A 23,642-nucleotide genomic window follows, 5' to 3' on the forward strand; every position below is an offset into this window, starting at 1 on the left:
AAGTACTGATTTCGTGTGCTTCCCGGGTTGCGAGATCTACGCTATTCGGATGATGGAGCAAAGACCATGACGGAAACACCGCAAAACTTTGCCGAATCACCGGATGCCGCCTTGCCGGACCCGGCGGAACTGGCGGGGCTGGACGCCCTGTCGGAGATCCTGGAGACGGTGCGGCTGCGCGGCGAGACCGTCGCCCGGCACACCGCCGACTCCGATGCTCCGGTGCGGGTTCCGGCCGGGAAACGGGTGCTCCACATCGTCGAGCAGGGCGCCGTCGAGATCCGCGTGGACGGCGAATCCGGGCTCACCACAGCGCATTCCGGCGACATGGTGGTGCTGGCCCGCGGCGACAGCCACACCGTGACGCCGCTGACCGCCGACACCCGCTGGGTCACCGGGTCGTTCCTGGTCGACGAACCCCAGGCCGCCCCACTGCTTTCCGTGCTCGCCCCCGCGATCCACATCGATGCCGCCGGCCGCGCCCGCGATTGGCTGCCGTTGAGCCTGAATCTGCTGATGGTCGAGGTCACCGATCCGCGTCCGGGCGCGGCCGCCATGATCTCGCGCATCCTCGACCTGCTGTTCATCCACGCGCTGCGCGCCTGGTCCACCGACACCGCCGCCCCCGGATGGCTGACCGCCGCCCTCGATCCGGCACTCGCCCCCGTCCTCACCGCCGTGCACCGCGCACCCGCGGCACCGTGGACGGTCTCGGATCTGGCGGCGCTGGCGTCCATGTCGCGCACCACCTTCACCGACCGCTTCACCCGACGGCTGGGCCGCGCGCCCGCCGCCTATCTGGCCGACCGCCGCCTGGCGCGTGCCGCCACCCTGTTGCGCACCACCACGATTCCCATCGCGGCCGTCGCCCACCAGGTCGGCTACGACTCCGAGGCCGCCTTCAGCCGCGCGTTCCGCCGCCGCTACGACACCCCGCCGCTGCGCTACCGCAAGGGCGACACCCCGGCCCGCCCCTGACCCGCGGCGCGCCCCACTTGTGGCGACAGGTCTCAGTTGTCACCACCGCTTTGTGCCGACCTGGGCCATCACCCGCATGTGCAACCATGGTCGTCACCGATTGTTGGTTCGCAGTTGTCACCGGAAGCGCGGCTGGTCCACGGGAAGTGGCTACGTCGCCGTCGTCGAGATGTCGGCAACCAATTGCGCAGCGCACGTAGCCTCTGTCCGACGAAACCGGCGACCGGCGCAGGTCCTTGGTGAAATCGGTTGTGGTGGACGATATTCGCCCGACCGCTTCGGCCTCGACCTGCGGGTCACCACCCCGCGCGGCATCGCGGTCACCCGCATCTACTATCTCACGCCCGTCGACAGCATCGCCGACTTGCGTACGGCCACTGTCGATCTGGCCCGGGCCTCGCGACCGGAGTGACCGACCGGACCATGCCGCAGCGGCGATCGTCAGTGTGCGGTCTGGGAGGCGGCGGCGGTCTCGTCCAGGTCGGCGAGCGAAAGCAGGTGGCGGGGCGGGGAATCCCGAACAATGCTGGACCGCACGTGCAGATGCCCGGTGACATGGAGCAGTTCGCCGGAGGCGAGGAGCCGCCATCCGGGGTCGTCGTCCATGCGTTCGGTGGCGATGACGACAGCAGGATAGTCGGTCAGCACGCCACTGCTGGCGCGAATGCCCCGATGACGGTGACTCGCGTGGTCGAGCCGCCGATCGCCCCGTGCGCCACCGGCGGCGCGCTCGAGGACATACAGGTCGTGGGTGTCGGGATAGCGCAGGGCCCACAGCTCGGTCGCGGTGGTGAGTATCAGGTTGAGTGCGTAGAGCGGCAGCCGGTCGGCGATCCAGCCGACCGCGTCGGTGATGCCCGCGGTGACATCGCCCGCATGATGATCGATCCGGGCCGTGATCAGGGCGAAGAAGCGCTCGGAGTCGGTGTCGCCGTGGACCAGTCGGCGATAGTCACCGAGTTCGTGATCCAGCTCGTCGAGCCCCTCCAGCACCCCGTTGTGCGCGAACAGGCGCCCGTGCTGCTCGAACGGGTGGGTATTGCGCGTCTTCAGCCCGCCCGTGGAGGCGAAGCGAACATGCGCGACGAAGGTTTCGGATTCGCATGCGCGGGCCTCCTGCGCGAAGAGCCGGTCCGTATAGGCGGCGATCGGCTGCTTCGCCACCAGCGGCGCACCCGCCGCGGTGAAGGTGCCCAGGCCGACGCCGTCAGGTTCGCGGTGACTTTGCTGGGACAGGCTGTCGGGCGCGTTCAGCAACCAGAAGGTGGCGCGCACCCGCTGCGGCGCGGCCGAGAGTCCGAACAGGCGGCACATAACCAACTCCTCTCACGAGAGGCGAAGACGCGCCCGAGCATGCCGCCATGTGCGGGAGCGTCGGTCTCCGGCTCGGCTACTCGCTCTGAATGGACGCCGCGGCGTCGCGGATGACGTCGAGGACGAACTCGGGATGCGACAGCATCGGGACGTGACTGCTGTCGATGTCGTAGGTCTTGGCACCCATGCGCTTGGCCGCGGCGCGTTCCAGTTCGGGATTCACGGTGCGGTCGTTGTTGGCGACGATGTACCAGCTCGGCTTGGTCTTCCAGGCTGTACCCGGTACCTGCTGGTTGAACAGGTCGGCGTCCGGCACGGCCCCGGTGGCGAGGACGAGCCTCTGCTCGGCCTCGGGTAGGTCGCCGCAGAAGTGCGGGACGCCCGAGGGCTTCAGCCAGATGCGCCCGCCGCCGATTTCGATGTGGTCGAACAGTGGGGTGCGGGCGAACTGGTTCTGCTGGTCCTGGGACGTCTCGTTCTCGTCGGGGGCGAGCGCCGCGATGAATACCAGCGCGCGGACGCGGTCGTGCATGCCCGCCTTGGTGACCAGGGTTCCGCCGTAGGAATGGCCGACGAGCACGACCGGGCCGGGTACATGGTCGATCGTGAAGTTGACGCATGCGACGTCGCTCTCGAGCGAATTGAGGCCGTGCTGCGAGGCGAACACCTCGTGCCCCTCCGCCTGCAGCGAGGGAATGAGCTTGCTGAAGCATGATCCGTCGGCCCATAGCCCATGGGCGAACACGATGCTCGGCTTGGTCTGCGATGACATGCGCTGCTCCTTGGACGAAGGCCAGCCTTGGTCAGCCGTGAGCGACCTACCCGGCCGGTACAGACTCGCTTACATTCCGCAACACCATCCTGGGACAGAATAGACCGTCCAATCCCTCACATATTCCGGTGATACCTGGCCTCAGGTCGAGCAGATCACCGGCCGCCCCGCACGAACCTTCGACGAGTTCGACCAGGCCACCGCCTTCGCGTGGAAAGAGGATGTTCAGTGATCGACCACGTCTACATCTCCGTCACCGATATCGAGCAGGCGCTGGCCTTCTATCTCGAGGCTCTCGCCCCGGCGGGCTGGCGTGCTTTCGGCAACTACAACGCGTACTCCGGGCCGGAGAATCTGCCCGACCTGTTCGGCATCGGCGACGCCGACTACCTCTCCGGCGTACAGGTCGGCTCGAGCATTTGGCTGCGACAGCGCGAGTCCGGCGAGACGGGCCTCTACCTCGGAATCGTCTGCGACAGCAACGAAATGGTCGACGCCGCCTATGCCGCGGCCCTCAGGGCGGACGGCGAGCTCGGCTCGGTGTCCCAATCGGGATCGGAAAGGATTCGCCATGACCAGTTCGCCCGCCGAGCTCATGCGGCGCAACCTGCTCGATGTCTTCAACGAACCCGACCCCGATCGCCGGGCCGCCGTGATCGCCGAGACCTACACCCGCGATGTGGTGTGGCATGAACCGGACCGGATCAATCAGGGACGCACCGAGTTCGAGCGTAGGGCCGCCGAGATGCTGACGGACAACCCCGACTGGGTCTTCTGGCCCGCGGGCCCGGCGTCCGGGCTCGACGACATCGGTCACCTCGGCTTCCATTACGGGCCGCCCGACCGGCCTCCAATGGTCAGCGGGATGGACATCGCACGGGTCGAAGACGGCCGCATCGCCGAGCTCTACACCATCGTCACCGAGATCCGGCCGCCGCTCTGACGGCTCGGCACGGGGGCCCGCACAGCCGTCAGGAGGCGGAGCCAGTGGGTCCTTGCGCACGGCCGAATTGGTATGCGCCTCTAGCGGCCTGCTCAGCAGCGAGACGGAGATTGATGCGGTCGAGCAGTTCACTACTTCTCAACGGCTTGGGCAGGTAGTCACATGCACCGGCCGCGAAAGCGTCACCGATGGCGTCGGGATTGCCATCGAGCGACGTCGCGATGATGGGAATCGGCGAACGGTTCCGAAGCTGCCGACACAGATGCGTGCCTGGCAGGTCCGGCAGGATGAGCTCGACCAGCACCAGGTCTGGGTTCCATCGCCGAGCGACGGCGAGAGCACGCTGAACGTTGCTCACGGAAACCACTTCATGGCCGGCATTGGCCAGCACCAGTACCTCGATCTCCGCGGTCGCCGGGTTGCTTTCTACAACAAGGATCCTGCTGGGCTCGGCCGCAGCGATCCGCGGCAACGTGACTTCTGTTTCAGAACAAGGTGATTGACTCACGGTGGGTCCTTCATTGACGGGTCTCCGCCCCTCGGAACCTCGGTGCACGTCGGCATACGAATCCGTGTAACCAACCGCTAGGCACGACGGAAACGCTCGATCACCGCGGCGAGCGTGGGCGCGTCGACGATGAGATCGATGTGCCCGCCCGGGTGCAGGTGCACGGTCGAGTGAGGCAGGAGATGGGCCATGAGACGGGCATTGGCGACGGGGATGACGGGGTCGTCGGTGCCTGCCACGATCAGGGTGCGCTGGCGGATGAGCGGGAGGGCGAACAGGCTCGTCCAGGCCGAACCGGCCAGCAGCTGATGCAGATACCCGACACGCGAGCCGGCCATCAGCTGCCGGTCGAAGAGCCGCTCGACGACGGCGGGGTCGCGGCGGACGCTGCCGCCGTAGAGCTCGCCCGCGATCCGGGACGCGTAGCGGTGATCGAGAAACCGGCGCGGGGTGAGCATTCTCCGCAGGACGCGCGGCCGCCCAGGCACCATGAGCACGCCGGTACCGGTGGACACCAGGATCAGGCGACGGCAGCGCAGTGGGTACTGGAAGGCGAACTGCTGGGCCAGCGCACCGCCCCAGGACAGGCCGAGCACATCGACCTGTCCGCGCACGCCCATCTTTCCCAGCACCCCGCGCAGCACCGCGGCGAGGTACGGAAAACCGTACGGGAGCGGCGAATTGGGTGAGCCGCCGGTGCCGGGGACATCGAACCGCACCACGGTGGTGTCCGGATCCAGAGCGGACACCAGCGGGTCGAGCACCTCGAGGGCGGCGCCGATCCCGTTGCACACCACCAGCGGCACCCCGCTCCCCCAGCGCACGTCGACCCGGATCTGCTGCCCCAGTACGGATATCAGCCGCTGCTCGACTCCGTCGGCGGGCAACGACGCGCTCACGGGTACAGCACGACCACGTCGGCGACACAGGCCGGGCGGCTGCCGCCCTCGATCTCGTAGGTGAGGCCGAAGACGGCTTCGACCCCGGAGTTCTTCTGCTGTGCACCGTTCACGGTCACGACCGCCCGGATCTTCGACCCCACGGGGACGGGTGCCGGGAAGCGCACCTTGTTCAGCCCGTAGTTGAGGGCCGCGGTCAGCTCACCGATCTGGAGCACATCGGCGATGGCTACCGGCGCGAGCGAGAGGGTGAGGTAGCCGTGGGCGATGGTGCCGCCGAACGGTCCGGTGGCCGCGCGCCGGGGATCGGTGTGGATCCATTGGTGGTCGTCGGTGGCGTCGGCGAACAGGTCCACCTGTTCCTGGGTGATCTCGGTCCAGTCGGTGATGCCGAGCTGCTGCCCGGTCAGGCCGATGAGGTCGGCGGGTGCGTCGAGTCGGGTTGTCATAGCGGTCCTTTCGGTGGATGCACGCGTGCCGGATGGGCGCGCGGGTCAGTGGGTGAGCACGTATCGGCCGGGCGCGGGCGCCAGCGGGGGCAGTTCGGCCGAGCCGAGCGCGGCCGGTGCGTCGCGCAGTGGGCCGCTGCGGTCGGCGAGCCAGTCGGTGAAGTCGGGCCACCACGAGCCCTGCCGTTGGTCGGCCGAATCCACCCACCGGCCCGGGTCGGTGTCGTCGGGGGCGCCGATCCGGTAGACGGCCTTGGGGTTTCCGGGCGGATTGACCAGCGCCGCGATGTGTCCGCTGGTGGAGAGCACGAATCGCGGGTCTTTGCTGCCCAGCAGCCGGGCGCTGCGGTAGCAGGCCTGCCACGGCGAGATGTGGTCGGTCAGTCCGGCGACCACGTAGCTGTCCATGGTCACCCGGGACAGATCGACCGGGGTGCCGAGCAGGCTCACCGAGTTCGGGACGGTGAGCCCGTTGCGCAGACCCAGCAGGACCATGTCGCGGTGCAGGGCGGCGGTCATGCGGGTGGTGTCGGCGTTCCAGGACAGCACGTCGAAGGGCGCGGGGTCGCGGCCCTGCAGATAGTTGTTCACCCAGTACCGCCACACCAGGTCGTTGGGCCGCAGCCAGGCGAACATCTCCGCCAGCGCCGCACCGTCGAGGTATCCCTTGCGGGCCGACGCGGCGATGGCCAGGTGCGCGGTCTCCTCGTCGAGGGCGGCCGCGGCGAAGCCCGCGTGGGACTGGTCGAGCACCGTCACCATGAGCGTGAGGCTCGCCAGTCGATCCTCCTGCCCGATCTCGGCGAGGTGGGCGGCGGTCATGGCCGCGAGGATCCCGCCCGAGCACGAGGCTTGCAGATGCGTCCGCTCGGAGCCGGTGACGCTCTCCACCGCGGTGAGCGCGTCGAGGATGGCCTGGCCGTAGGTGTCGAGATCCCAGTCGCGTTGCCGCGCATCGGGATTGCGCCACGAGATGGCGTAGACCTGTTGTCCCTGCGAGAGGAAGTATTCGATCATGCTGCGCCCGGGCGCGATATCCATGATGTAGAACTTGTTGATCACCGGCGGCACCATGAGCAGCGGCACCGTGCGCACCTGCTCGGTCGTCGGCGTGTACTGGATGAGTTCGAAGACGTCGGTGCGCAACACCACCGATCCCGGTGTGACGGCGAGGTTCTCGCCGACGGTGAACGCGTCCGAGGCCACCATGGCGGGAATGCGTGGCGCGCTGGTCATGTCGCCGAGAAAATGCCGCAGTCCGCGGACCGCACTGAGTCCGCCGGTGTCGACGAGCGCCTTCCAGCCCAGCGGGTTGAGCAGCGGATTGTTGCTCGGTGCGAGCGCTTCGACGGCGTTGTCGACGACGAACCGCATGCACAGTTCGTCGCGCCAGTCGAGGTCGGCGTCGTCGAGCAGGGTCTCGGCGGCGTCGCCGGCCGCCAGGTACGCCTGCATGGCGCGCTCGAGGATCGGGTTGTCCTGCCAGGCCGGATCGGCGAAGCGTTTGTCGGATCGGGCCGGAACCCGCTCGGAGCGGCCGCGCGCGATCTGGACCAGTTCCCGGCCCAGGGCGGAGGCTCGCTTGCCGACCACCCTCGGCCGGCGGGCCAGGTGCACGGCCATCCGGCTCCAGGAGTCGTTGGGCATCATGCGTCGCCCCATGCCGATGGCCGAACTGGTCAGCAGCAGATCCAGCGGTGCGGCCAGTTCTTCGGCGTGCGCGGTATCGGTCACCATGTTCTCACTCCCATGTTCGAGTTCATGGCGAAAAGATAGGCGTGAGAACGCGGCGTGCCATTGTCTCGGCGAAACGAAGAACCGGCCGGTCATTGTCTCCGCTGGGGTGACCGATCTCTCTGCGCCGATGGGCCGCACCGGGAATCCGGGCGACCGGGGTCACTCCGGTCGATCGGGCCACAGCACGGCGGGCCCGTACCAATGGCACACCAGCAGCGCGAGTTCGACGTCGATGCGGTCCCCCGCGATCGGCCTGCCGCGGCGCGCGATGGCCCGCCCGACCCGGTACTTCACCGAGTTGAAGTGCAAGTCCAATTCCCCGGCCGCCGCCTTGAAACTCGAACCACTGCCCAGGAATACGCGCAGCGTCTCCCGCAGCCGTTGATCGCTGTCGGTGTCACAGGCCAGCTCCCCCAGCACCTCCCGTACCCACTCGCGGGTCGCGGCCAGATCCCCGCCCAGCAGCGCCACCGTCAACAACCCCGGATCCGATGCGGCCACAATCGGATTCGCCGTCCCGCGCGCGAGCGCCACCGCGTGGGCCGCCTCGGCCTGCCGATGTGACGCCCGGAAGCCCGCCACCCCGGACGCGGCCGAGCCGATCGCGATCCCGGGCGCATCCGCCCCGGCCCCCGTACCGGTCCGCAGATGGGCTGCCGGATCGGGCGGGGTTCCCCGATAGGGCAGCCAGGCCCACGCACAGGTCGGATCCGCGGCGACGAACAGTGGCGACGCGTCGGTGGCGAGGTCTCGGGCGAGCTCGCGGACGAACTGCTGCAGGCGCGGGATGTGGTCGTCCTCGGCATCGGGATACCACAGGACCAGGGCGACATGATGCCAGCGCAAGGGGTAGTGGATAGCGGTCGACGTGGCGTCGAGATCCAGGGGTTTGCGGCTGTCGAGCAGTTCGCGCACGCGCAGGGCGCGCAAGCTGTTGCGGGTTTCGAGCCAGCGTTCGCGCTCGTCGTCGTAGATGACGATGACCTGCTCGGTGATGCGGTCGATGTAGTCGAACATAGTGGCGGTGATGCGTTCGATGGCGGCGATCCGGTCGTCGGGCGGAATGGCCATCTCGTGGAGTTCGACGTAGACCAACTCGGTCAGGCGACGCTGCCCGAGCCGGTAGGCGCGCACCAGGGCATGGGCCGGAACACCTTGCTGGGCAAGACGTCTGGCGTATTCGACGACGGCGGCGGGGGCCTGGATGCCGTCCACCGGGATGTCGTGGCGCAGCGCGTGCAGCACGGTGTCGACATTGGCTTCGACGCTCGCGCCGAGCAGTTCGGCGGTGCGGGTGTCACCGCGCAGGGCGGTGATGTCCTCTTCGAGGGCCTCGCGAATGGCCGCGCTCAACTGCGTCACCCTGGCGTTCATCCGGGCGGCTATCGATTCCACATAGCGGTCTGCCGCGGCCTGCTCGCCGCGCCGCGCGGCCGTCACCCTTCCCACGGTAGTTCCGGCACGGGTGGTCGCGGGTGGTTTGCCGAGTTTCGGCACACCGTTCTTGTCCTCCGGCGACAAGCGCGGACCCGAACTTCGTTCACGCACGACGGTGGCACGGGGACCACTGGTTTCTACCTTCGTCGCCATCGTCGCTGAACCCCCACCCGACTGGAGTCAGGAGAACCGTCATGGGCTTCACGAAACCCGATCTGCCCGCGGTCGAGCCGGAGACCTTCCTGCGACTGCCGCTCATGGAGCGCATGCGGATCCTCGCCGTCAACTGGGCCGAACACGGCTTCGGCTCACCGCGCATGGTGCACACGATCTACATCCTCGAGCTGATCGTGCTGTACACCCTCGGGGGTGTCATCGCCACCACCACCACCTCCCACCTGCCCGCCTTCTGGCATGTGAGCCAGTGGTGGGATCAGCCCATCGTCTATCAGACCTCCGCGATCGGCCTGGGCATCCTGACCGCCGGCCACCGGCACGGCTGGGTAGTCGCGGCCGGTGGATCGCAGTCGATCACCCGGGCGCTGGCCGCGCTGCTCACCGATCTCGGCGGGAAGATCGACACCGGCGCCCGGATCACCGCGCACTCGCAGTTGCCGGTCGCGGACGTGACGTTGTTCGATCTCGCGCCCGGCGACTTCGCGGTCGCCGAGGGAGTGCCGTGGACCAATCCCGACGCTCGCCGCGCGGGAACCGTGCACCTCGGTGGCCCCTACCCCGAACTCGCCGCCGCCGAACGCGACATCCACGCCGGCCGACTCCCGCAGCGGCCGTTCGTCCTGGTGGGCCAGCAATACCTGGCCGACCCGCAGCGGTCGGTGGGCGACATCCACCCGCTCTGGGCCTACGCCCGTGTCCCCCACGGCTTTGCGGGCGACGCCACCGAGGCGATCATCGCCCGCATCGAACAGTTCGCACCCGGATTCCGGGAACGCATCGTCGGCCACACCGTCCGCGACCCCGCCGAGATCGCCGCCCACAACCCCAATTTCACCGGCGGCGACATCATGACCGGAGCAAAGACATCCGTCAGCTGGTCTTCGGCCCCCGAATCACCCTGTCTCCCTATTCGATCGGGGCGCCGGCCATGTTCCTCTGCTCGGCCGCTACCCCGCCCGGCCCGGGCGCGCACGGCATGTGCGGGACCAACGCGGCCGCGCGGGCCCTGGACTATCTTTCGCGCACCGTCAGGTCGTGAGCACGTTCGCGATCGGGACCTCGAGCGAGCCCTCGGCGATCAACCCGGCCAGCTCGCCGAGGATCTCCGCGCCCTGCCCGGCCTCCGCACCGCCGTCGGTCCAGAACCCATACTTCGCGGCGACCTGATAGTCGGCAATGATGTCGATCCGCTGGGGCACAACGCCGGACCAGCGCAGATCGACATAGCCGTTGCCATGGGTGTCGAGGAAGGCGTCCACGCCGTGGCCGCGCAGCCAGGGGCACGATCGTGCAGTCGAACTGGGACGCTATAGTTCCGTCCTCTTTGAGCTCGGAAAGAAGCGATACGATCCGACCAGCGCGATGTTGTTCTTGGGGAGGTCCACCCTCCACCCTTCTGTCGGGTACGCAAGGTCAGGATTGACCCTGCTCCCCTTGGTATCTCGCTGTTGCCGAGAGCATTTCCGGATGGCCCGATTAGTCGGTCCGGCCGGCATTCTTGGTCAGCCAGGACCGCACTCGAGTGCGTGGTCGAGGCCGCCTAGAGGATGCCAGCCACCAGACGAGCGGCAACCGCCACTTCAGTCGCGCTCCACTGGGGTCCACCACGGCTTGACCGACTAACTAAAACCTGTCGTCACAACTTGTTATGGTGGACAAGTGATTCACATCCGGCAGGCATGGCGCTGGTCGCAGTAGCGGCCCGCTGAACCATGTCCACGGGCTGTACGCGGCCCGTGTTTCCCGACCGGAACATCCTGCTCGTGCAGCCCTCCATGAACTTTCAGGAGTTGTACGGTGACCACCTTGTCGGATTCTTTCGTCGCCGCCCGCGAGCGTAGTGACGACCTGGCCGCCGAGGTGGCCGCGCAGCCCGGCCGCTTTCGCGTCCTCACCGGTGAACGGCCCACGGGCAGACTGCATCTGGGCCACTACTTCGGCACCATCCGGGAGCGGGTGCGCCTGCAGGGGCTGGGCGTGGACCTGTGGGTGATCCTGGCCGACTACCAGGTCATCACCGACCGCGACACCCTGGGCCAGGTGCGCGAGAACGTGGTGAACGCGGTGCTGGACTACGCGGCCGCCGGGATCGACACCAGCCGGGCCACGGTGTTCACCCATTCCGCGGTGCCGGCCCTCAACCAGCTGATGCTGCCGTTCCTGAGTCTGGTCACCGAGGCCGAGTTGCACCGCAATCCGACGGTGAAGACCGAACTCGCGGCGTCGGGACGGGCGCTGAGCGGGTTGATGCTCACCTACCCGGTGCACCAGGCCGCCGACATCCTGTTCTGCAAGGGCGATCTGGTGCCGGTCGGCAAGGATCAACTGCCGCACCTGGAGCTCACCCGGGTCATTGCGCGTCGTTTCAATGAGCGCTTCGGCCAGGTGTTCCCGGAACCGCGGGCGCTGCTCACCTCCACCCCGGAGATCCCCGGCCTGGACGGGCGCAAGATGAGCAAGAGCTACGGCAACGCCATCTCGCTGTCCATGACCGCCGACGAGACCGCGGCGCTCATCCGCCGCGCCCCCACCGACGCCGACCGCCGCATCACCTTCGATCCCGACACCCGCCCCGGCGTGTCCGCGCTGCTCACCACCGCGGCCCTGTGCCTGGGCAGCGACGAGGTGACCCTGGCCGACAAGCTCGGCGACGGCGGCGGCTCGGCGCTCAAGAAGCTCGCCACCGACGCCGTCAACGACTTCTTCGCCGCCCACCGCGCCCGCCGCGAGGAACTGGCCGCCGACCCGGATTTCGCGATCGGCCTTGTCCGCGAGGGCAATCGGCGCGCCAGCGAGATCGCCGAACGCACCCTCGACGAGGTGCGCGCGGCGATGGGGACGGTGTACTAGGAGCCGATGTACGCGGCCAGGTGCTCGCCGGTCAGGGTGGACCGCGCGGCCACCAGGTCCGCGGGCGTGCCCTCGAAGACGATGCTGCCACCGTCGTGGCCCGCGCCCGGACCCAGGTCGATGATCCAGTCGGCGTGCGCCATGACGGCCTGGTGATGCTCGATCACGATCACCGTCTTCCCGGAATCGACCAGACGGTCCAGCAATCCGAGCAGGTTCTCCACATCGGCCAGGTGCAGACCGGTGGTTGGCTCGTCGAGGACGTAGACGCCGCCCTTCTCGCCCATGTGGGTGGCCAGCTTCAGGCGCTGCCGCTCACCGCCGGAGAGCGTGGTCAGCGGCTGGCCCAGGCTCACGTAGCCCAGCCCGACCTCGTTGAGGTGTTCCAGGATCTTGTGGGCAGCAGGGATTTTCGCCTCACCCTCGGCGAAGAAGCCCAGGGCCTCGGCGACCGGCATGGCCAGCACCTCGCTGATGTCACGGCCGCCCAGCTTGTATTCGAGCACGGCCGCCTGGAAGCGCTTGCCCTCGCACTCCTCGCACACGGTGGCGACCCCGGCCATGATGGCCAGGTCGCTGTAGATCACGCCCGCGCCGTTGCAGGTCGGGCACGCGCCCTCCGAATTCGCGCTGAACAGTGCGGGTTTCACGCCGTTGGCCTTGGCGAAAGCCTTGCGGATCGGTTCGAGCAGGCCGGTGTAGGTGGCCGGGTTGCTGCGCCGCGACCCCTTGATCGCGCCCTGATCGACCGACACCACGCCCGCCCCGGCCGGGATCGAGCCGTGCACCAGCGAGCTCTTGCCCGAGCCCGCGACACCGGTGATGACCACCAGCACGCCGAGTGGGATATCGACGTCGACCTTCCGCAGGTTGTTGGCGGTCGCGCCGCGAATCTTCAACGCCCCCGCGGACTCGCGCACCGAATCCTTGAGCGCGGCGCGGTCGTCGAAGTGGCGGCCGGTGATGGTGCCACTGGCGCGCAGTCCGTCGACGGTGCCCTCGAAGCAGATGGTGCCGCCGCCGGAACCCGCGGCCGGGCCGATGTCGACGACGTGGTCGGCGATGGCGATGGTCTCCGGCTTGTGCTCGACCACCAGCACGGTATTGCCCTTGTCGCGCAGGCGCAGCAGCAGATCGTTCATGCGCTGGATGTCGTGCGGGTGCAGGCCCACGGTCGGCTCGTCGAACACGTAGGTGACGTCGGTGAGCGCGGACCCGAGATGGCGGATCATCTTGACGCGCTGGGCCTCTCCGCCCGACAGCGTGCCCGAGGCGCGGTCCAGGCTCAGGTAGCCCAGTCCGATCTCCACCAGCGAGTCCAGCACCTGCCGCAACGCCTCGAGCAGCGGCGCGACGCCCGGATCGCGGAGCCCGCGCACCCAGTCGGCCAGATCGCTGACCTGCATGGCGCACGCGTCGGCGATGCTGATCTTGTCGATCTTCGAGGAGCGGGCCAGCTCGCTGAGCCGGGTGCCGTGGCAGTCGGGGCAGATCTGGAAGGTGACCGCGCGCTCGACGAAGGCGCGGATGTGCGGCTGCAGCGAGTCGATGTCCTTGGACAGCATCGACTTCCGGATCTTGGGGATCAGCCCCTCGTAGGTCAGGTTGATGCCCTCGACCTTGATCTTGGTCGGTTCCTTGTACAGCAGATCCGCGATCTCACGCTTGTTGTACTTCTTGATCGGCTTGTCCGGATCGAAGAATCCGCTGCCCATGAAGATGCGCCCGAACCAGCCGTCCATGCTGTAGCCCGGAATCGTGAACGGCCCCTCCCGCAACGACTTCGAGTCGTCGTAGAGCTGGGTCAGATCGATGTCGTTGACCGAACCGCGGCCCTCACAGCGCGGGCACATACCGCCGGTCACCGAGAAGGTGCGCCGCTCCTTGACCTGCTTGCCGCCCTTCTCCACGGTCACCGCGCCCGCGCCGCTGATCGAGGCGACATTGAACGAGAACGCCTGCGGCGAGCCGATATGCGGCTGCCCCAGGCGGCTGAACAGAATGCGCAGCATGGCCATGGCGTCGGTGGCGGTGCCGACGGTGGAGCGCGGATCGCCGCCCATGCGCTGCTGGTCGACGCTGATCGCGGTGGTCAGGCCCTCCAGTACGTCCACGTCCGGGCGGGCCAGGCTCGGCATGAAGCCCTGCACGAACGCGCTGTAGGTCTCGTTGATCAACCGCTGCGACTCCGCGGCGATGGTGTCGAAGACCAGCGAGCTCTTGCCCGAACCGGACACGCCCGTGAACACGGTGAGCCGCCGCTTGGGCAGGTCGACGGAGACGTCCTTGAGGTTGTTCACCCGGGCGCCGACCACCCGGATCAGATCGTGGGCGTCGGCGGCGGGCAGGGCGTTCTTCGTGGACTTGCTCGGGGCCATGCGTGTCTCCATCTGAGGGCGGACCGGTCGGGCGGAAAAGCGGTTAGGGCACCTGCTGGATACGGACCATATTGCCCGCGGGGTCGCGCACGGCGAAGTCGCGCACGCCGTAGGGCTGGTCGGTCGGCTCCTGGACGATCTCGACCGCGTCGTTCGCCTGCAACCGCTCGAAGGCCGCGTCCACGTCCTTGGACGCCAGCAGGACGCTGCCGTAGGTGCCCTTGGCCATCATCTCGACGATGAGCTTGCGCTCGTCCTCGGTGATGCCCGGATCGACGGCGGGCGGGTGCAGCACGATCGAGGTTCCGGGCTGGTCGGGCGGGCCCACGGTGAGCCAGCGCAGGCCGTTGTAGCCGACATCCTTGCGCAGCTCGAAGCCGAGCGCGTCGCGGTAGAACGCGAGCGCCGCGTCCGCGTCATTGTGCGGGAGGAAGCTCGAGAGAATGGTGATGTCCATGTCGATCAGGCTAGTTGCGAGCCGCTTGCCTGGGCTTCTCGATTCCTGATCGGTCGAGTCACCTGTTTCTCCACGCACGACGGCATGCCTTCGGGCGCGTCGGCCATCTGCTGCTTGTACACGCTCGGCGGCACACCGACCAGTTCGGTGAACCGGGTGCTGAACGTGCCCAGCGACGAACAGCCCACCGCGAAACAGATTTCGGTGACGCTCAGATCCCCGCGCCGCAACAGCGCCATGGCCCGCTCGATGCGCCGCGTCATCAGATACGCGTACACCGACTCGCCGTAGGCCGCCCGGAACTGCCGGCTCAGGTGCCCGGCCGAGATGTGCGCGTCCCGCGCCAGCGCCTCCACGTCCAACGGCCGCGCGTACTCGCGATCGATCCGGTCCCGCACCCGCCGCAGGCGCGCCAGGTCCCGTAGGCGCTGTTCCTCGTCGGGTTTGCTCGTCACCCCTCGATGGTCGCACGCTGGGCCGACAGCCCCGTGACGACGTGCCCGGCGGATTGGGGACTACCGCCTGGACGATTTGTCAGGTAACAGTTTTGCCTTGACACAAGACATAGCGTGCGGGGAAACCGGGACATCCGGGACCCGGCACCGATCTACATGCGGCCGTGCACGGCCCGAGAACTGGGATCAGCTCTTCGATGAAGCTCTCTGCACTACGTAACCGGACCGCCCTGCGCACCGCCGCGGTCGCCCTCACCGCCGTCCTGTCCGTGGCCCTGGCCGCCGGCACCGGATCTGCCGACCAGGACAAGGCCTCCTCGGTCTCCTCGGTGACCAAGGAGGGCCGCACCTGGCATCTGAAGGTCTACTCGGCGGCCATGGGCAGGGACATCACCGTCGACGTGCAGCGTCCGGTAGACGAATCCCAGCCCGCCCCCAACCTGTACCTGCTCAACGGCCTCGACGCCGGCGAGGGCACCGCCAGCTGGTCCGCGCAGACCAACGCGCTGGGCTTCCTGTCCGACAAGCAGGTCAATGTCATCCAGCCGATCGGCGGCCGCGGCAGCTACTACGCCGACTGGATCCAGACCGACCCGCAGCTGGGCATCAACAAGTGGACGACGTTCTTCACCCAGGAACTGCCGCCGCTGCTGGACGCCACCCTCGGCTCCACCGGCCTGAACTCCCTCGCGGGCCTGTCCACCTCCGGCACCTCGGTGCTGCAGCTGGCCGAGGCCAAGCCGGGCCTGTTCAAGTCCGTGGCCGCCTACAGCGGGTGCGCGCAGATCGCCGACCCGATGGGCCGCCAGTTCGTGAAGCTGGCCGTCGAGACCTGGGCGGGCGGCAACACCGCCAATATGTACGGCCCGGCCGACAGCCCGCTGTGGGCCGCCAACGACCCGGTCATCAATGCCGAGAAGCTGCGCGGCACCCAGCTCTACGTCTCCAGCGGCAGCGGCATCCCGCTCATGCGCGACGTCGAGTTCTACACCAAGTCCGCCCCGGGCGTGCAGGGTGACGTGAACCTGGCGCTGGGCATGATCATCGAGGGCGCGGTCAACGCCTGCACCCACAACCTGCAGAGCAAGCTCGACTCGCTGCAGATCCCGGGCACCTTCCGCTACGACCCGGTCGGCACCCACTACTGGCCGTACTGGGAAGAGGCCCTGCACGACTCGTGGCCGATGCTGGCCTCGGGCATGGGCATCTGACCCACGTTCGCACGCGAAACGCCGCACACCATCGATCGGTGTGCGGCGTTCGGCGTTTCGGGGGCCGTCCGGACCACGTTCCCGCCCGCGGACTACATCGCCGCGGCGCCCGGGACGCTCATCGGCGTGCGGACGATGCGGCCGCCCAGCCGTTCGTTGACCGAGAACCCGTGGTGGCGGCACCATTTCGCCAGCACCGGCACGGCGGAGTCGTCGTCGCGGAAGGTCGGGACCAGCTGGCCGACGATGCACAGGTGATGGGCATCCGCGGCCCGGCACAGGTGCTGCAGGATCGCGGTGCCCAGGCCGGAGCCGCGCAGCTCCGGGTTCACCGTGATGTTGTCGAGCTTGATGGTGTCGGCGTAGATGTCGAAGACCACCTCGGCGAGCTTGTCGTCGCGACGCAGCGACTCGATGTCGGACGGCACCGGCCGCAGGACGCCGGGCAGATGATCGGAAAGCCGTTGCCGCGCGGCCTCATCGGGGGCGGAGCGGGTGATGGCGAGCAGATCCTCGGTGAGGTCGGCGACCACGGCGCGATCGCCCACCGCGGCCATCGGGCGAGCCTCACCGGTCGCGCGGGCCAGCGCCTCCAGGCGGCGCGTCCAGTGCGGGTGCTCGGCGCTGTAGCGTTCGGTCAGTTCGGCGAGGGTGTCCTCGAGGCACAGCGGCGCGCCGAGACTGCGCACGAATCCGCCCGACAGCACGCCCCAGCGGTGATCGTCCGCGCCGACGCCGTGCACGGCCAGATCCCGTTTCAGTGCGTCACGGCGCGCGGTGGCCCGCGCGATCGGCGAACCGGGCAGCTTGCCCAGCCACTTCTGCCAGCCGTTCAAGTTCGCGCGAATCCGGGTACCGGCGATGTCGGCACTCGCGTCGAGGTAGTTGCACAGCGCTTGCTGACGACGCTCCAGCAACTCGTCCACCGGCCGACGCGCGAGGTCGGCGGGCGGCGTCTGACCCTCACTCATAATGACCCACGCTAGCGTCCAGTTATCTCGGCGCAGGTCACCGGCACGCGTTAAATCACCTACCAGCGGTAGCGGACCACCCGATCTTCCGGGAGCCCGCCCGATCCGGGGCCGGCACCACCCGTCAACCGGGATTGCCCAGAGGTATCCAGATCGGTGACGCGATCCACCAGATCACGTTCGTAGGCCAGCGCCCGCTGGCGCGTCCAGCCGGCCGAATGCCGCAGCGCCGCACGGGCTTCGCGGCGGCGATGGTAGGTGAGCAGCGGGGCCAGCGCAGCCTCCGACCCGATGGCGCGCGCCGCCGGGCGGGCGATGAGCTCGCGAAACCAGCGCCGCTCGCTCGCCAGCACCCAGGCGTACGCGAGGGCGAAGATGACCAGATCGATCAGGATCGGCAGATAGGTCGAGACCAAGGGCGGGCCCGGCGGGCGCGGGGCGTCGAACAGCACGTGCATGGTGAACGCCAGCCCGTAGAACAGGGCGAATACCCCGAACCGCCACAGCCACGACCGGTCCGTACGGACCAGCGCCACCACGATCCCGACCCCGGCCAGCGCCGACATGGCCCAGTGCGAGGTGAGCGCGGTGACCAGCCGCAGCACCGCCACCAGCAGCACATCCGCCACCGGCGTCTGCGGCGACGACAGCGCGGTCTGCGTGCTGTAGAGGCAGTCCTCCGCGATCTGCGCGCCCAGCCCGACCGCCGCGCCCAGCAGCAGCCCGTGCATGGGCCGGGTCAGCCGCGACCGGAACAGCAACGCCACCACGGCGATGCCGATCGCCTTGATGTACTCCTCGTCGATCGGCGCGGTGATCGCGGCACTCCAGCTGATCGCGAACCGGTCCCCGAACAGATTCGTGACCGCCCGGCTCAGATGATCATTGGCCCACATGGCCAGCCCGGTCCACACCGTCGCACCCCAGATCGCGCCCATCACCAAGGGGGCCATCAGCTGCCGCCGCGCCCGGAAAGGGTCCAGCGCGAACAGGATCCGCCCGATCACCAGCAGGGTGAGCACCGTGATCGGCAGCGCCGCCAGCGACGCCGCCCCCGCGAACCACACCTGCCCCGCCGCCTGCATCAGGAACAGCAACGGCCCAACCACGACCGCCAGACAGTAGACCCAGAACAACGCCGAACGCGGCTGGAACCAACTCATGCGGCACCCCGTTCCCGCCGAGCGAACTCGCCAACCGGCTCGCCCACCCGCCACGCACGGTGACCGCTGTGCACGGAACGCTTACCGGCGCTACCGTTTCCGGCCCGCGACGGGCCGCACGCCATCTTGTCCCGCACGCCGCGCCTGAGCCGGATCGAATCACCCGACCGCCTGGCCCGCGTCCTGAACCCACCCGCGGGGGTGGGGACCTCATCCATCCCGCCACGCAGCTCGCGGCTCACGCCTCCACCGCCTTGCTCGAGCCGAGTACCTCGGCGATCAGCTGCAGACTCGCTTCTCGCGTGGGGCCGGTGGCCAGCAGGGTGACCCCCACATCGCCGCTCGCGGCCACCGCGCACACGCCGCCCGGTTTGTCGGGCAATTCGCAGGTGAGGCCGTGGAATTCGCCTTCGTCGACGACTCCCCCGTCGAAGCGCGCGGCGACGCCCGCCGCGCGCAGGGGCAGGAGCATGCGGGGTGCCGCGGTGGCGAAATCGGTGATGCCGTCGGTCACCGACACCGACAGCCGCCGCTCGCCGTCCTCGGATTTCAGGATCACGACCGATTGGTCGCCGGTCGCCTGCCGCCGCATCGGCTCGGGCACCCGGAAGAAGACGGCGTTGGCGGGATCGTCGCCGCCGTGCACCGCGCCGATGCCGGAGGCGGTCAGCGTGATGCCGGTCCCCTCGGCCAGGTCGGTCACGCGGGCCGGGACGGCGTCCGACAGCAGGGGCGGCACCACCAGCGCCACCGCGAGCGCCCCCACCGCCGCCAGCGCGGGGCCGACCGAATGCACAAGGCGCGCCATGTCTTCCACCCTCTCGGCTCCCTGAGGCAACGTCCGGGGACGGTGGATGCGTTCCGGACGCCCGGCTCCAGGCCCGGGCAGTCGCCGTCCGGGCGCTTGCCGCGAGTTAACCATATCGGGCGGCCGGAGCGTGTCCGCAGCGCCGGAAGAACATCGGGGCCGGATACGGAACGAGGATGCCGTCCGCGGCTCCGGCCCGCGTGCGGCATCCTCGATGGCTCATCCGGCGAAATCCGCTGTCCCCCTATAGCGAATCCGCGTCCTCACAGCAGGTCGGCGAGACCCTTCAGCGGTCCGGGCAGGCCCGCCGCGTGCTTCTTGAGGCCCGCGACCACCGGGTTCGGGGTCTCGGCGCGCAGCCGGTCCAGCTCGGTCTGCATGGTCGAGACCGTGCGGGTGTAGTAGTCGTCGACCAGGGCGGTGTCGTCCGGGTCGCCGGGCTCGGTGGACCAGTCCAGGGCGGGCAGGAAACTCACCGTCACCGAGGCCGGCAGCGGCAGCTGCGGCAGGATCGGGGCGATCCCGAAGGGCAGGCCCAGGGTGTACGGAAACACCTTGGCGCGCACCAGCTTGTCGAGCTGCAGCAGCTTGGCGGTGCGCTCGCCGCGGCTGAGCACGAAGATCGAGTCGTGGCCGCCGTTGGCGACCGCGGGAATCACCGGAACCCCCGATTCCAGTGCGAGCCGGATGAAGCCCTTGCGATCGGCGAAGTCGATCTTGCCGCGATCGGTCCACGGGCGGCACGCCTCCCAGTCGCCGCCGGGGTAGACCATGACCGCGCCGCCGTCCTTGAGCCCCTTGGCGGCGGATTCCTTCGAGGCCGCGATGACACCGAACTGGCGCAGGCTGTCACCGAGAACCGGTGCGCGCAGCAGGATGTCGTGGGCGACGCCGTAGCTGGGCTCGTCGGGGCGGTGCTCCAGCATGGCCATGAAGGTGATCCACACCTCCGGGGCCCAGTAGATGGACGAGTGGTTGCCGATCACCAGCGCCGGGCCGGAAGTCGGCAGATTCTCCACACCGACCACGGTGGGAGTGAAGTAGTCGGTGTAGGCCCGCGCGAGCGGCAGCAGCGGGTGGTTCGGGTCGGGGATTACCTTGTTCTCGGTCATCAGCCATTCCTGTCGATTGCTTTGCCGGGGACGGGCAGCACGCAACGACATCGCACGACGCATTTGAAACAACGTCGAGCCGAATTGAATTGCCCCCGGGTCAGATCCCCATTGATTAGCTCCGACGGCCGCGCATGCGCGGTCCGGTTCAGCGTACGGACGTCGCTGCGTTGCGACAGATGCCCGTCACCGTCCTCCTGCACCATCGACGTTATCAACCCAAGCGTTTGCTTGTTAGGAAGTGTGCGAAACCCAACATTCATCTCACTGCCCCGGTTCCGCACACCGCACTCGCCTTAAGATGACTCACCCGAGATGCCATGCGTAGATGCGCATATCGGCGTATACATTATCTCAGGAGACCGTCCGACGACGGGACAGCGCGCCCGCCGCGAGGTAGCCCGCCAGGGCCAGACCCGCGCACCACGCCAGCGCGGTCGGCGCGGAATCCCCCACCGGAGAACCCATCAACAGACCGCGCACGGTCTCGGTGACGGAGGTGACCGGTTGGTGCGCCGCGAAACCGCGCAGCCAGCTCGGCAGGGTCCGGGTCGGCACGAACGCACTGCTCACGTAGGGCAGGAACATGAAGAAAAACATGAAACCGTTGGCCGCCTCGGGATTCGAGGCCAGCAGCCCCAGCGCGGCCGCGATCCAGGACAGCGCCACCACGAAGCAGGCCAGCACGCCCGCCACGGCCAGCCAGCGCAGCGGGTCCGCGGTCGGCCGGAAGCCGAGCGCCACGGCCACCAGCACCACCAGCGAACTGGTGAGCAGATTGCGCAGCACACTCTCCAGCACATGCCCGGTCAGCACCGAGTTGCGGGAGACGGCCATCGCGCGGAACCGGTCCACGATGCCGGTGTGGGTATCGGTGGCCACCGCCACCGCGGTCGCGCCCGAGCCGAATCCCGCGCACAGCAGAATGATTCCGGGCACGACGTAGTCGATATAGGAGCCGCCGACATTCATCGCGCCGCCGAATACGTACACGAACATCAGCAGAATGCTGACCGGCACCGCGATGGTCATGATCATGATGTCCGGACTGCGCAGGGTGTGGCGCAGATTGCGGCCGACCATGGTCACGGAGTCCTGGGCGGAGTGCACGAGAGTACGCATTACGCAGCGCCTTTCACGGTATTGCCGGTGAGGGCAAAGAAGACGTCGTCGAGATCGGGGGTGTGAATGGACAAGTGGTCGATGGCCACGGCGTGATCGTCGAAATGGTCGAGCAACGAGCGGATATCGCCGACACTGCCGTCCGAGGGCACCCGCAATGCCAGCTCCTCGCCGTCGATCTCGGCCACCGGCAGCGCTCGCGCGGCCGCCGCCAGCCCGTGCTCGTCGGCGAAGCCGAGCCGCAGGTGCCCGCCGGGCACCAGGCGCTTCAACTCCTCGGCGCGTCCCTCGGCCACGATGCGGCCGCCGTCGAGCACCGCGATGCGGTCGGCCAACTGGTCGGCCTCCTCCAGGTACTGGGTGGTGAGGAAGATGGTGACGCCGTCGGCCACCAGGCCGCGGATCACCCGCCACAGTTCGCGGCGGCTGCGCGGGTCCAGTCCGGTGGTGGGCTCGTCGAGGAAGACGATGCGGGGCTGCCCCATCAGGCTCATGGCGATGTCGAGGCGGCGGCGCATACCGCCGGAGTACGAGCCCGCGCGCTTCCCGGCGGCCTCGGTGAGCTCGAACTGCTCCAGCAATCGCGCTGCGCGCCGGGCGGTCTCGCGTGATCCGAGGTGCAGCAGCCGGCCCATGAGGCGCAGGTTCTCCGAGCCGGTGAGGATCTCGTCGACCGCCGCGAACTGCCCGGTGACGCCGATGGCCGCGCGCACGGCGCCGGCCTCGCGCACGGGGTCGTGGCCGCCGACCCGCAGGTCTCCCCCATCGGCGCGTTCGAGGGTGGTGAGGATGCGGACCATGGTGGTCTTGCCCGCACCGTTGGGGCCGAGCAGGGAGAACACCGTCCCGGCGGGCACGGTGACGTCGATGCCGCGCAGTACCGGCTGGTCGCCGAAGGCTTTGACGAGACCGCTCACCTCGATGGCGGGCCCCGTTCCGGATGTGGTCATGGAGAGCTCCGTTCAGAAACTGTGTATGCCATATACTCTGTTTATAGGCTACACAGTTTCTTTGATGCCGCAAGATGGAACGCAAGATGGAAACCGACACCACGACAGGAGCTCCGATGACGCCCGAGCCGCAAGCCCTGCCCAAGTCGGTGAAACTGCTCTGGGATCTGGACGAGGCGGGCAGCCGCGGCCCTCGGCGCGGCATGAGCCTCGAGCAGATCCTCGACACGGCCATGACCATCGCCGACACCGAGGGTTACGCGGCGCTGTCCATGGCGCGGGTCGCCAAGGAGCTCGGCTTCACCACCATGTCGCTGTACCGCTACGTCGACAGCAAGGACACCCTCGTGGTGCTGCTGTACGACCGCATCTTCGACCACACCCCGGAACTGCCCGCCGGCTGGCGCGCCGGACTGGAAGCCTGGGCCTGGGCCGAATTCCACGCCATCCGCGCCCACGACTGGTGGCTCGACATCCCGACGACCACTCCCCCGCTCGGCCCGAACAATATGGCCTGGCTGGAGACCGGCATGACAGCCCTCGCCGAGGTCGACATCCCCGAGACGCTCAAACTTCAACTACTGGTGAATCTTTCGATCTACGTGATCGGCCGCACCCGGTTCCTGCGCGATGCCATCCGCCAGACCGAGAAGCAGGACTACACCGGCATCCTCACCGCCGTCCTCGACCCGGACCGCTTCCCCGCCGTCACCAGCGCGCTCACCAATCGCGCCTTCGACAGCGACGACATGCACTGGGAGGAAGCCGATTTCGGGTTCGCGCTGGACCGGCTGCTGGACGGCTACCAGACCTTCATCGACGCGAACACCGGCGCACGGTAGGCCATCGACCCGCGTCCGCGCCCTAGCAGATTCCAGCTATATCAGCCCGAGAGCCTGACCGAAAAGATCTCTTGTCGCTACAGTCCCCACGAAACTGCTTGACAGACAG

General features: G+C 68.3%; 24 protein-coding genes and 1 pseudogene. 7 read left to right on the forward strand and 18 right to left on the reverse strand.

Annotation, left to right across the window (positions count from 1 at the left end):
- The first annotated feature begins 66 nt into the window (after positions 1 to 66).
- A complete protein-coding gene (locus ACFRAQ_RS27990) occupies positions 67 to 978 on the forward strand; it encodes a cupin domain-containing protein (RefSeq protein ID WP_379104844.1) in 912 nt (303 codons plus the stop codon).
- A 52-nt stretch (positions 979 to 1,030) separates the two neighbouring features.
- A complete protein-coding gene (locus tag ACFRAQ_RS27995) occupies positions 1,031 to 1,390 on the forward strand; it encodes a hypothetical protein (RefSeq protein ID WP_379104846.1) in 360 nt (119 codons plus the stop codon).
- A gap of 29 nt (positions 1,391 to 1,419) precedes the next feature.
- On the opposite strand, the gene ACFRAQ_RS28000 is transcribed toward ACFRAQ_RS27995, so the two are convergent.
- The 3 genes from ACFRAQ_RS28000 to ACFRAQ_RS28010 form a co-directional block, all read right to left on the reverse strand.
- On the reverse strand, positions 1,420 to 2,292 hold the full coding sequence (locus ACFRAQ_RS28000; RefSeq protein ID WP_379104848.1) for a class II glutamine amidotransferase: 873 nt from the start codon (positions 2,290 to 2,292) through the stop codon (positions 1,420 to 1,422).
- A gap of 76 nt (positions 2,293 to 2,368) precedes the next feature.
- Positions 2,369 to 3,064, reverse strand: a complete 696-nt coding sequence (locus tag ACFRAQ_RS28005) for an alpha/beta hydrolase (protein ID WP_379104851.1) — start codon at positions 3,062 to 3,064, stop codon at positions 2,369 to 2,371.
- Between the two features lie 225 nt (positions 3,065 to 3,289).
- On the reverse strand, positions 3,290 to 3,661 hold the full coding sequence (locus ACFRAQ_RS28010) for a hypothetical protein (RefSeq protein WP_379104853.1): 372 nt from the start codon (positions 3,659 to 3,661) through the stop codon (positions 3,290 to 3,292).
- Here ACFRAQ_RS28010 and ACFRAQ_RS28015 point away from each other — a divergent pair.
- Positions 3,636 to 4,007 carry a nuclear transport factor 2 family protein gene (locus ACFRAQ_RS28015; RefSeq protein ID WP_379104855.1) on the forward strand — a complete coding sequence of 124 codons (372 nt, stop codon included), beginning with the start codon at positions 3,636 to 3,638 and terminating at the stop codon, positions 4,005 to 4,007. The genes ACFRAQ_RS28010 and ACFRAQ_RS28015 overlap by 26 nt on opposite strands.
- A gap of 28 nt (positions 4,008 to 4,035) precedes the next feature.
- Here ACFRAQ_RS28015 and ACFRAQ_RS28020 read toward each other — a convergent pair whose 3' ends face one another.
- The 5 genes from ACFRAQ_RS28020 to ACFRAQ_RS28040 form a co-directional block, all read right to left on the reverse strand.
- On the reverse strand, positions 4,036 to 4,515 hold the full coding sequence (locus ACFRAQ_RS28020; RefSeq protein ID WP_379104857.1) for a response regulator transcription factor: 480 nt from the start codon (positions 4,513 to 4,515) through the stop codon (positions 4,036 to 4,038).
- Positions 4,516 to 4,592: 77 nt separating this feature from the next.
- A complete protein-coding gene (locus ACFRAQ_RS28025; RefSeq protein ID WP_379104859.1) occupies positions 4,593 to 5,414 on the reverse strand; it encodes an alpha/beta fold hydrolase in 822 nt (273 codons plus the stop codon).
- Positions 5,411 to 5,863 (reverse strand): MaoC family dehydratase, encoded by a 453-nt coding sequence (locus tag ACFRAQ_RS28030; RefSeq protein ID WP_379104862.1) that lies wholly within the window; start codon positions 5,861 to 5,863, stop codon positions 5,411 to 5,413. The genes ACFRAQ_RS28025 and ACFRAQ_RS28030 overlap by 4 nt, the downstream gene beginning before the upstream one ends.
- 45 nt (positions 5,864 to 5,908) lie before the next feature.
- Positions 5,909 to 7,600, reverse strand: coding sequence for a PHA/PHB synthase family protein (locus ACFRAQ_RS28035; protein WP_379104864.1), 1,692 nt, complete (start codon positions 7,598 to 7,600; stop codon positions 5,909 to 5,911).
- Between the two features lie 159 nt (positions 7,601 to 7,759).
- The gene (locus ACFRAQ_RS28040; protein ID WP_379104866.1) at positions 7,760 to 9,040 is read right to left on the reverse strand and encodes a PucR family transcriptional regulator; all 1,281 of its coding nucleotides are present in this window, start codon (positions 9,038 to 9,040) and stop codon (positions 7,760 to 7,762) included.
- A gap of 191 nt (positions 9,041 to 9,231) precedes the next feature.
- On the opposite strand from ACFRAQ_RS28040, the pseudogene ACFRAQ_RS28045 reads away from it, so the two are divergent.
- Positions 9,232 to 10,253: pseudogene (locus ACFRAQ_RS28045) on the forward strand (DUF3556 domain-containing protein).
- On the opposite strand, the gene ACFRAQ_RS28050 reads toward ACFRAQ_RS28045, so the two are convergent.
- Positions 10,243 to 10,473 (reverse strand): hypothetical protein, encoded by a 231-nt coding sequence (locus ACFRAQ_RS28050; protein ID WP_379104868.1) that lies wholly within the window; start codon positions 10,471 to 10,473, stop codon positions 10,243 to 10,245. The pseudogene ACFRAQ_RS28045 and the gene ACFRAQ_RS28050 sit on opposite strands and share 11 nt — an antisense overlap.
- A 538-nt stretch (positions 10,474 to 11,011) precedes the next feature.
- Between ACFRAQ_RS28050 and trpS the strand changes: the two genes are divergently transcribed.
- On the forward strand, positions 11,012 to 12,064 hold the full coding sequence (gene trpS / locus ACFRAQ_RS28055; protein ID WP_379104870.1) for a tryptophan--tRNA ligase: 1,053 nt from the start codon (positions 11,012 to 11,014) through the stop codon (positions 12,062 to 12,064).
- On the opposite strand, the gene ACFRAQ_RS28060 is transcribed toward trpS, so the two are convergent.
- The 3 genes from ACFRAQ_RS28060 to ACFRAQ_RS28070 are packed head-to-tail and all read right to left on the reverse strand — an operon-like array spanning position 12,061 to position 15,354.
- Positions 12,061 to 14,442, reverse strand: coding sequence for an ATP-binding cassette domain-containing protein (locus tag ACFRAQ_RS28060; RefSeq protein WP_379104872.1), 2,382 nt, complete (start codon positions 14,440 to 14,442; stop codon positions 12,061 to 12,063). The genes trpS and ACFRAQ_RS28060 overlap by 4 nt on opposite strands.
- 43 nt (positions 14,443 to 14,485) lie before the next feature.
- Entirely contained in the window at positions 14,486 to 14,899 is a 414-nt protein-coding gene (locus ACFRAQ_RS28065; RefSeq protein WP_357287094.1) for a VOC family protein, read from the reverse strand.
- Between the two features lie 5 nt (positions 14,900 to 14,904).
- Entirely contained in the window at positions 14,905 to 15,354 is a 450-nt protein-coding gene (locus ACFRAQ_RS28070) for a helix-turn-helix transcriptional regulator (RefSeq protein WP_357287092.1), read from the reverse strand.
- A gap of 197 nt (positions 15,355 to 15,551) precedes the next feature.
- On the opposite strand from ACFRAQ_RS28070, the gene ACFRAQ_RS28075 reads away from it, so the two are divergent.
- The gene (locus ACFRAQ_RS28075; protein WP_379104876.1) at positions 15,552 to 16,565 is read left to right on the forward strand and encodes an alpha/beta hydrolase; all 1,014 of its coding nucleotides are present in this window, start codon (positions 15,552 to 15,554) and stop codon (positions 16,563 to 16,565) included.
- A gap of 92 nt (positions 16,566 to 16,657) precedes the next feature.
- Here ACFRAQ_RS28075 and ACFRAQ_RS28080 read toward each other — a convergent pair whose 3' ends face one another.
- From ACFRAQ_RS28080 to ACFRAQ_RS28105, 6 genes are all read right to left on the reverse strand, one after another.
- Complete coding sequence (locus ACFRAQ_RS28080; RefSeq protein WP_379104878.1) at positions 16,658 to 17,536, reverse strand: GNAT family N-acetyltransferase; 879 nt, start codon at positions 17,534 to 17,536, stop codon at positions 16,658 to 16,660.
- 59 nt (positions 17,537 to 17,595) lie between these two features.
- Entirely contained in the window at positions 17,596 to 18,699 is a 1,104-nt protein-coding gene (locus tag ACFRAQ_RS28085) for a PrsW family glutamic-type intramembrane protease (RefSeq protein WP_379104880.1), read from the reverse strand.
- A 238-nt stretch (positions 18,700 to 18,937) separates the two neighbouring features.
- On the reverse strand, positions 18,938 to 19,507 hold the full coding sequence (locus ACFRAQ_RS28090; protein ID WP_379104882.1) for a hypothetical protein: 570 nt from the start codon (positions 19,505 to 19,507) through the stop codon (positions 18,938 to 18,940).
- A 263-nt stretch (positions 19,508 to 19,770) separates the two neighbouring features.
- Positions 19,771 to 20,619: a lysophospholipid acyltransferase family protein gene (locus ACFRAQ_RS28095; protein WP_379104885.1), complete on the reverse strand. Its 849-nt coding sequence runs from the start codon at positions 20,617 to 20,619 to the stop codon at positions 19,771 to 19,773.
- 354 nt (positions 20,620 to 20,973) lie between these two features.
- The gene (locus ACFRAQ_RS28100; protein WP_379104888.1) at positions 20,974 to 21,741 is read right to left on the reverse strand and encodes an ABC transporter permease; all 768 of its coding nucleotides are present in this window, start codon (positions 21,739 to 21,741) and stop codon (positions 20,974 to 20,976) included.
- Complete coding sequence (locus ACFRAQ_RS28105; protein ID WP_379104891.1) at positions 21,741 to 22,691, reverse strand: ATP-binding cassette domain-containing protein; 951 nt, start codon at positions 22,689 to 22,691, stop codon at positions 21,741 to 21,743. The genes ACFRAQ_RS28100 and ACFRAQ_RS28105 overlap by 1 nt, the downstream gene beginning before the upstream one ends.
- Positions 22,692 to 22,807: 116 nt before the next feature.
- Here ACFRAQ_RS28105 and ACFRAQ_RS28110 point away from each other — a divergent pair, with 116 nt between their 5' ends.
- Positions 22,808 to 23,533, forward strand: coding sequence for a TetR/AcrR family transcriptional regulator (locus tag ACFRAQ_RS28110; RefSeq protein ID WP_379104893.1), 726 nt, complete (start codon positions 22,808 to 22,810; stop codon positions 23,531 to 23,533).
- Positions 23,534 to 23,642: the final 109 nt, after the last annotated feature.

It is taken from the genome of Nocardia sp. NPDC056611 (genome assembly GCF_042792755.1).
Lineage (GTDB): Bacteria > Actinomycetota > Actinomycetes > Mycobacteriales > Mycobacteriaceae > Nocardia.

Coding starts and splice junctions, on each gene's coding strand:
- ACFRAQ_RS27990 (WP_379104844.1), top strand. CDS start 67: ATGACGGAAACACCGCAAAACTTTGCCGAATCACCGGATGCCGCCTTG.
- ACFRAQ_RS28000 (WP_379104848.1), bottom strand. CDS start 2,292: ATGTGCCGCCTGTTCGGACTCTCGGCCGCGCCGCAGCGGGTGCGCGCC.
- ACFRAQ_RS28005 (WP_379104851.1), bottom strand. CDS start 3,064: ATGTCATCGCAGACCAAGCCGAGCATCGTGTTCGCCCATGGGCTATGG.
- ACFRAQ_RS28015 (WP_379104855.1), top strand. CDS start 3,636: ATGACCAGTTCGCCCGCCGAGCTCATGCGGCGCAACCTGCTCGATGTC.
- ACFRAQ_RS28010 (WP_379104853.1), bottom strand. CDS start 3,661: ATGAGCTCGGCGGGCGAACTGGTCATGGCGAATCCTTTCCGATCCCGA.
- ACFRAQ_RS28030 (WP_379104862.1), bottom strand. CDS start 5,863: ATGACAACCCGACTCGACGCACCCGCCGACCTCATCGGCCTGACCGGG.
- ACFRAQ_RS28035 (WP_379104864.1), bottom strand. CDS start 7,600: ATGGTGACCGATACCGCGCACGCCGAAGAACTGGCCGCACCGCTGGAT.
- ACFRAQ_RS28060 (WP_379104872.1), bottom strand. CDS start 14,442: ATGGCCCCGAGCAAGTCCACGAAGAACGCCCTGCCCGCCGCCGACGCC.
- ACFRAQ_RS28065 (WP_357287094.1), bottom strand. CDS start 14,899: ATGGACATCACCATTCTCTCGAGCTTCCTCCCGCACAATGACGCGGAC.
- ACFRAQ_RS28075 (WP_379104876.1), top strand. CDS start 15,552: ATGAAGCTCTCTGCACTACGTAACCGGACCGCCCTGCGCACCGCCGCG.
- ACFRAQ_RS28080 (WP_379104878.1), bottom strand. CDS start 17,536: ATGAGTGAGGGTCAGACGCCGCCCGCCGACCTCGCGCGTCGGCCGGTG.
- ACFRAQ_RS28085 (WP_379104880.1), bottom strand. CDS start 18,699: ATGAGTTGGTTCCAGCCGCGTTCGGCGTTGTTCTGGGTCTACTGTCTG.
- ACFRAQ_RS28090 (WP_379104882.1), bottom strand. CDS start 19,507: ATGGCGCGCCTTGTGCATTCGGTCGGCCCCGCGCTGGCGGCGGTGGGG.
- ACFRAQ_RS28095 (WP_379104885.1), bottom strand. CDS start 20,619: ATGACCGAGAACAAGGTAATCCCCGACCCGAACCACCCGCTGCTGCCG.
- ACFRAQ_RS28100 (WP_379104888.1), bottom strand. CDS start 21,741: ATGCGTACTCTCGTGCACTCCGCCCAGGACTCCGTGACCATGGTCGGC.
- ACFRAQ_RS28105 (WP_379104891.1), bottom strand. CDS start 22,691: ATGACCACATCCGGAACGGGGCCCGCCATCGAGGTGAGCGGTCTCGTC.
- ACFRAQ_RS28110 (WP_379104893.1), top strand. CDS start 22,808: ATGACGCCCGAGCCGCAAGCCCTGCCCAAGTCGGTGAAACTGCTCTGG.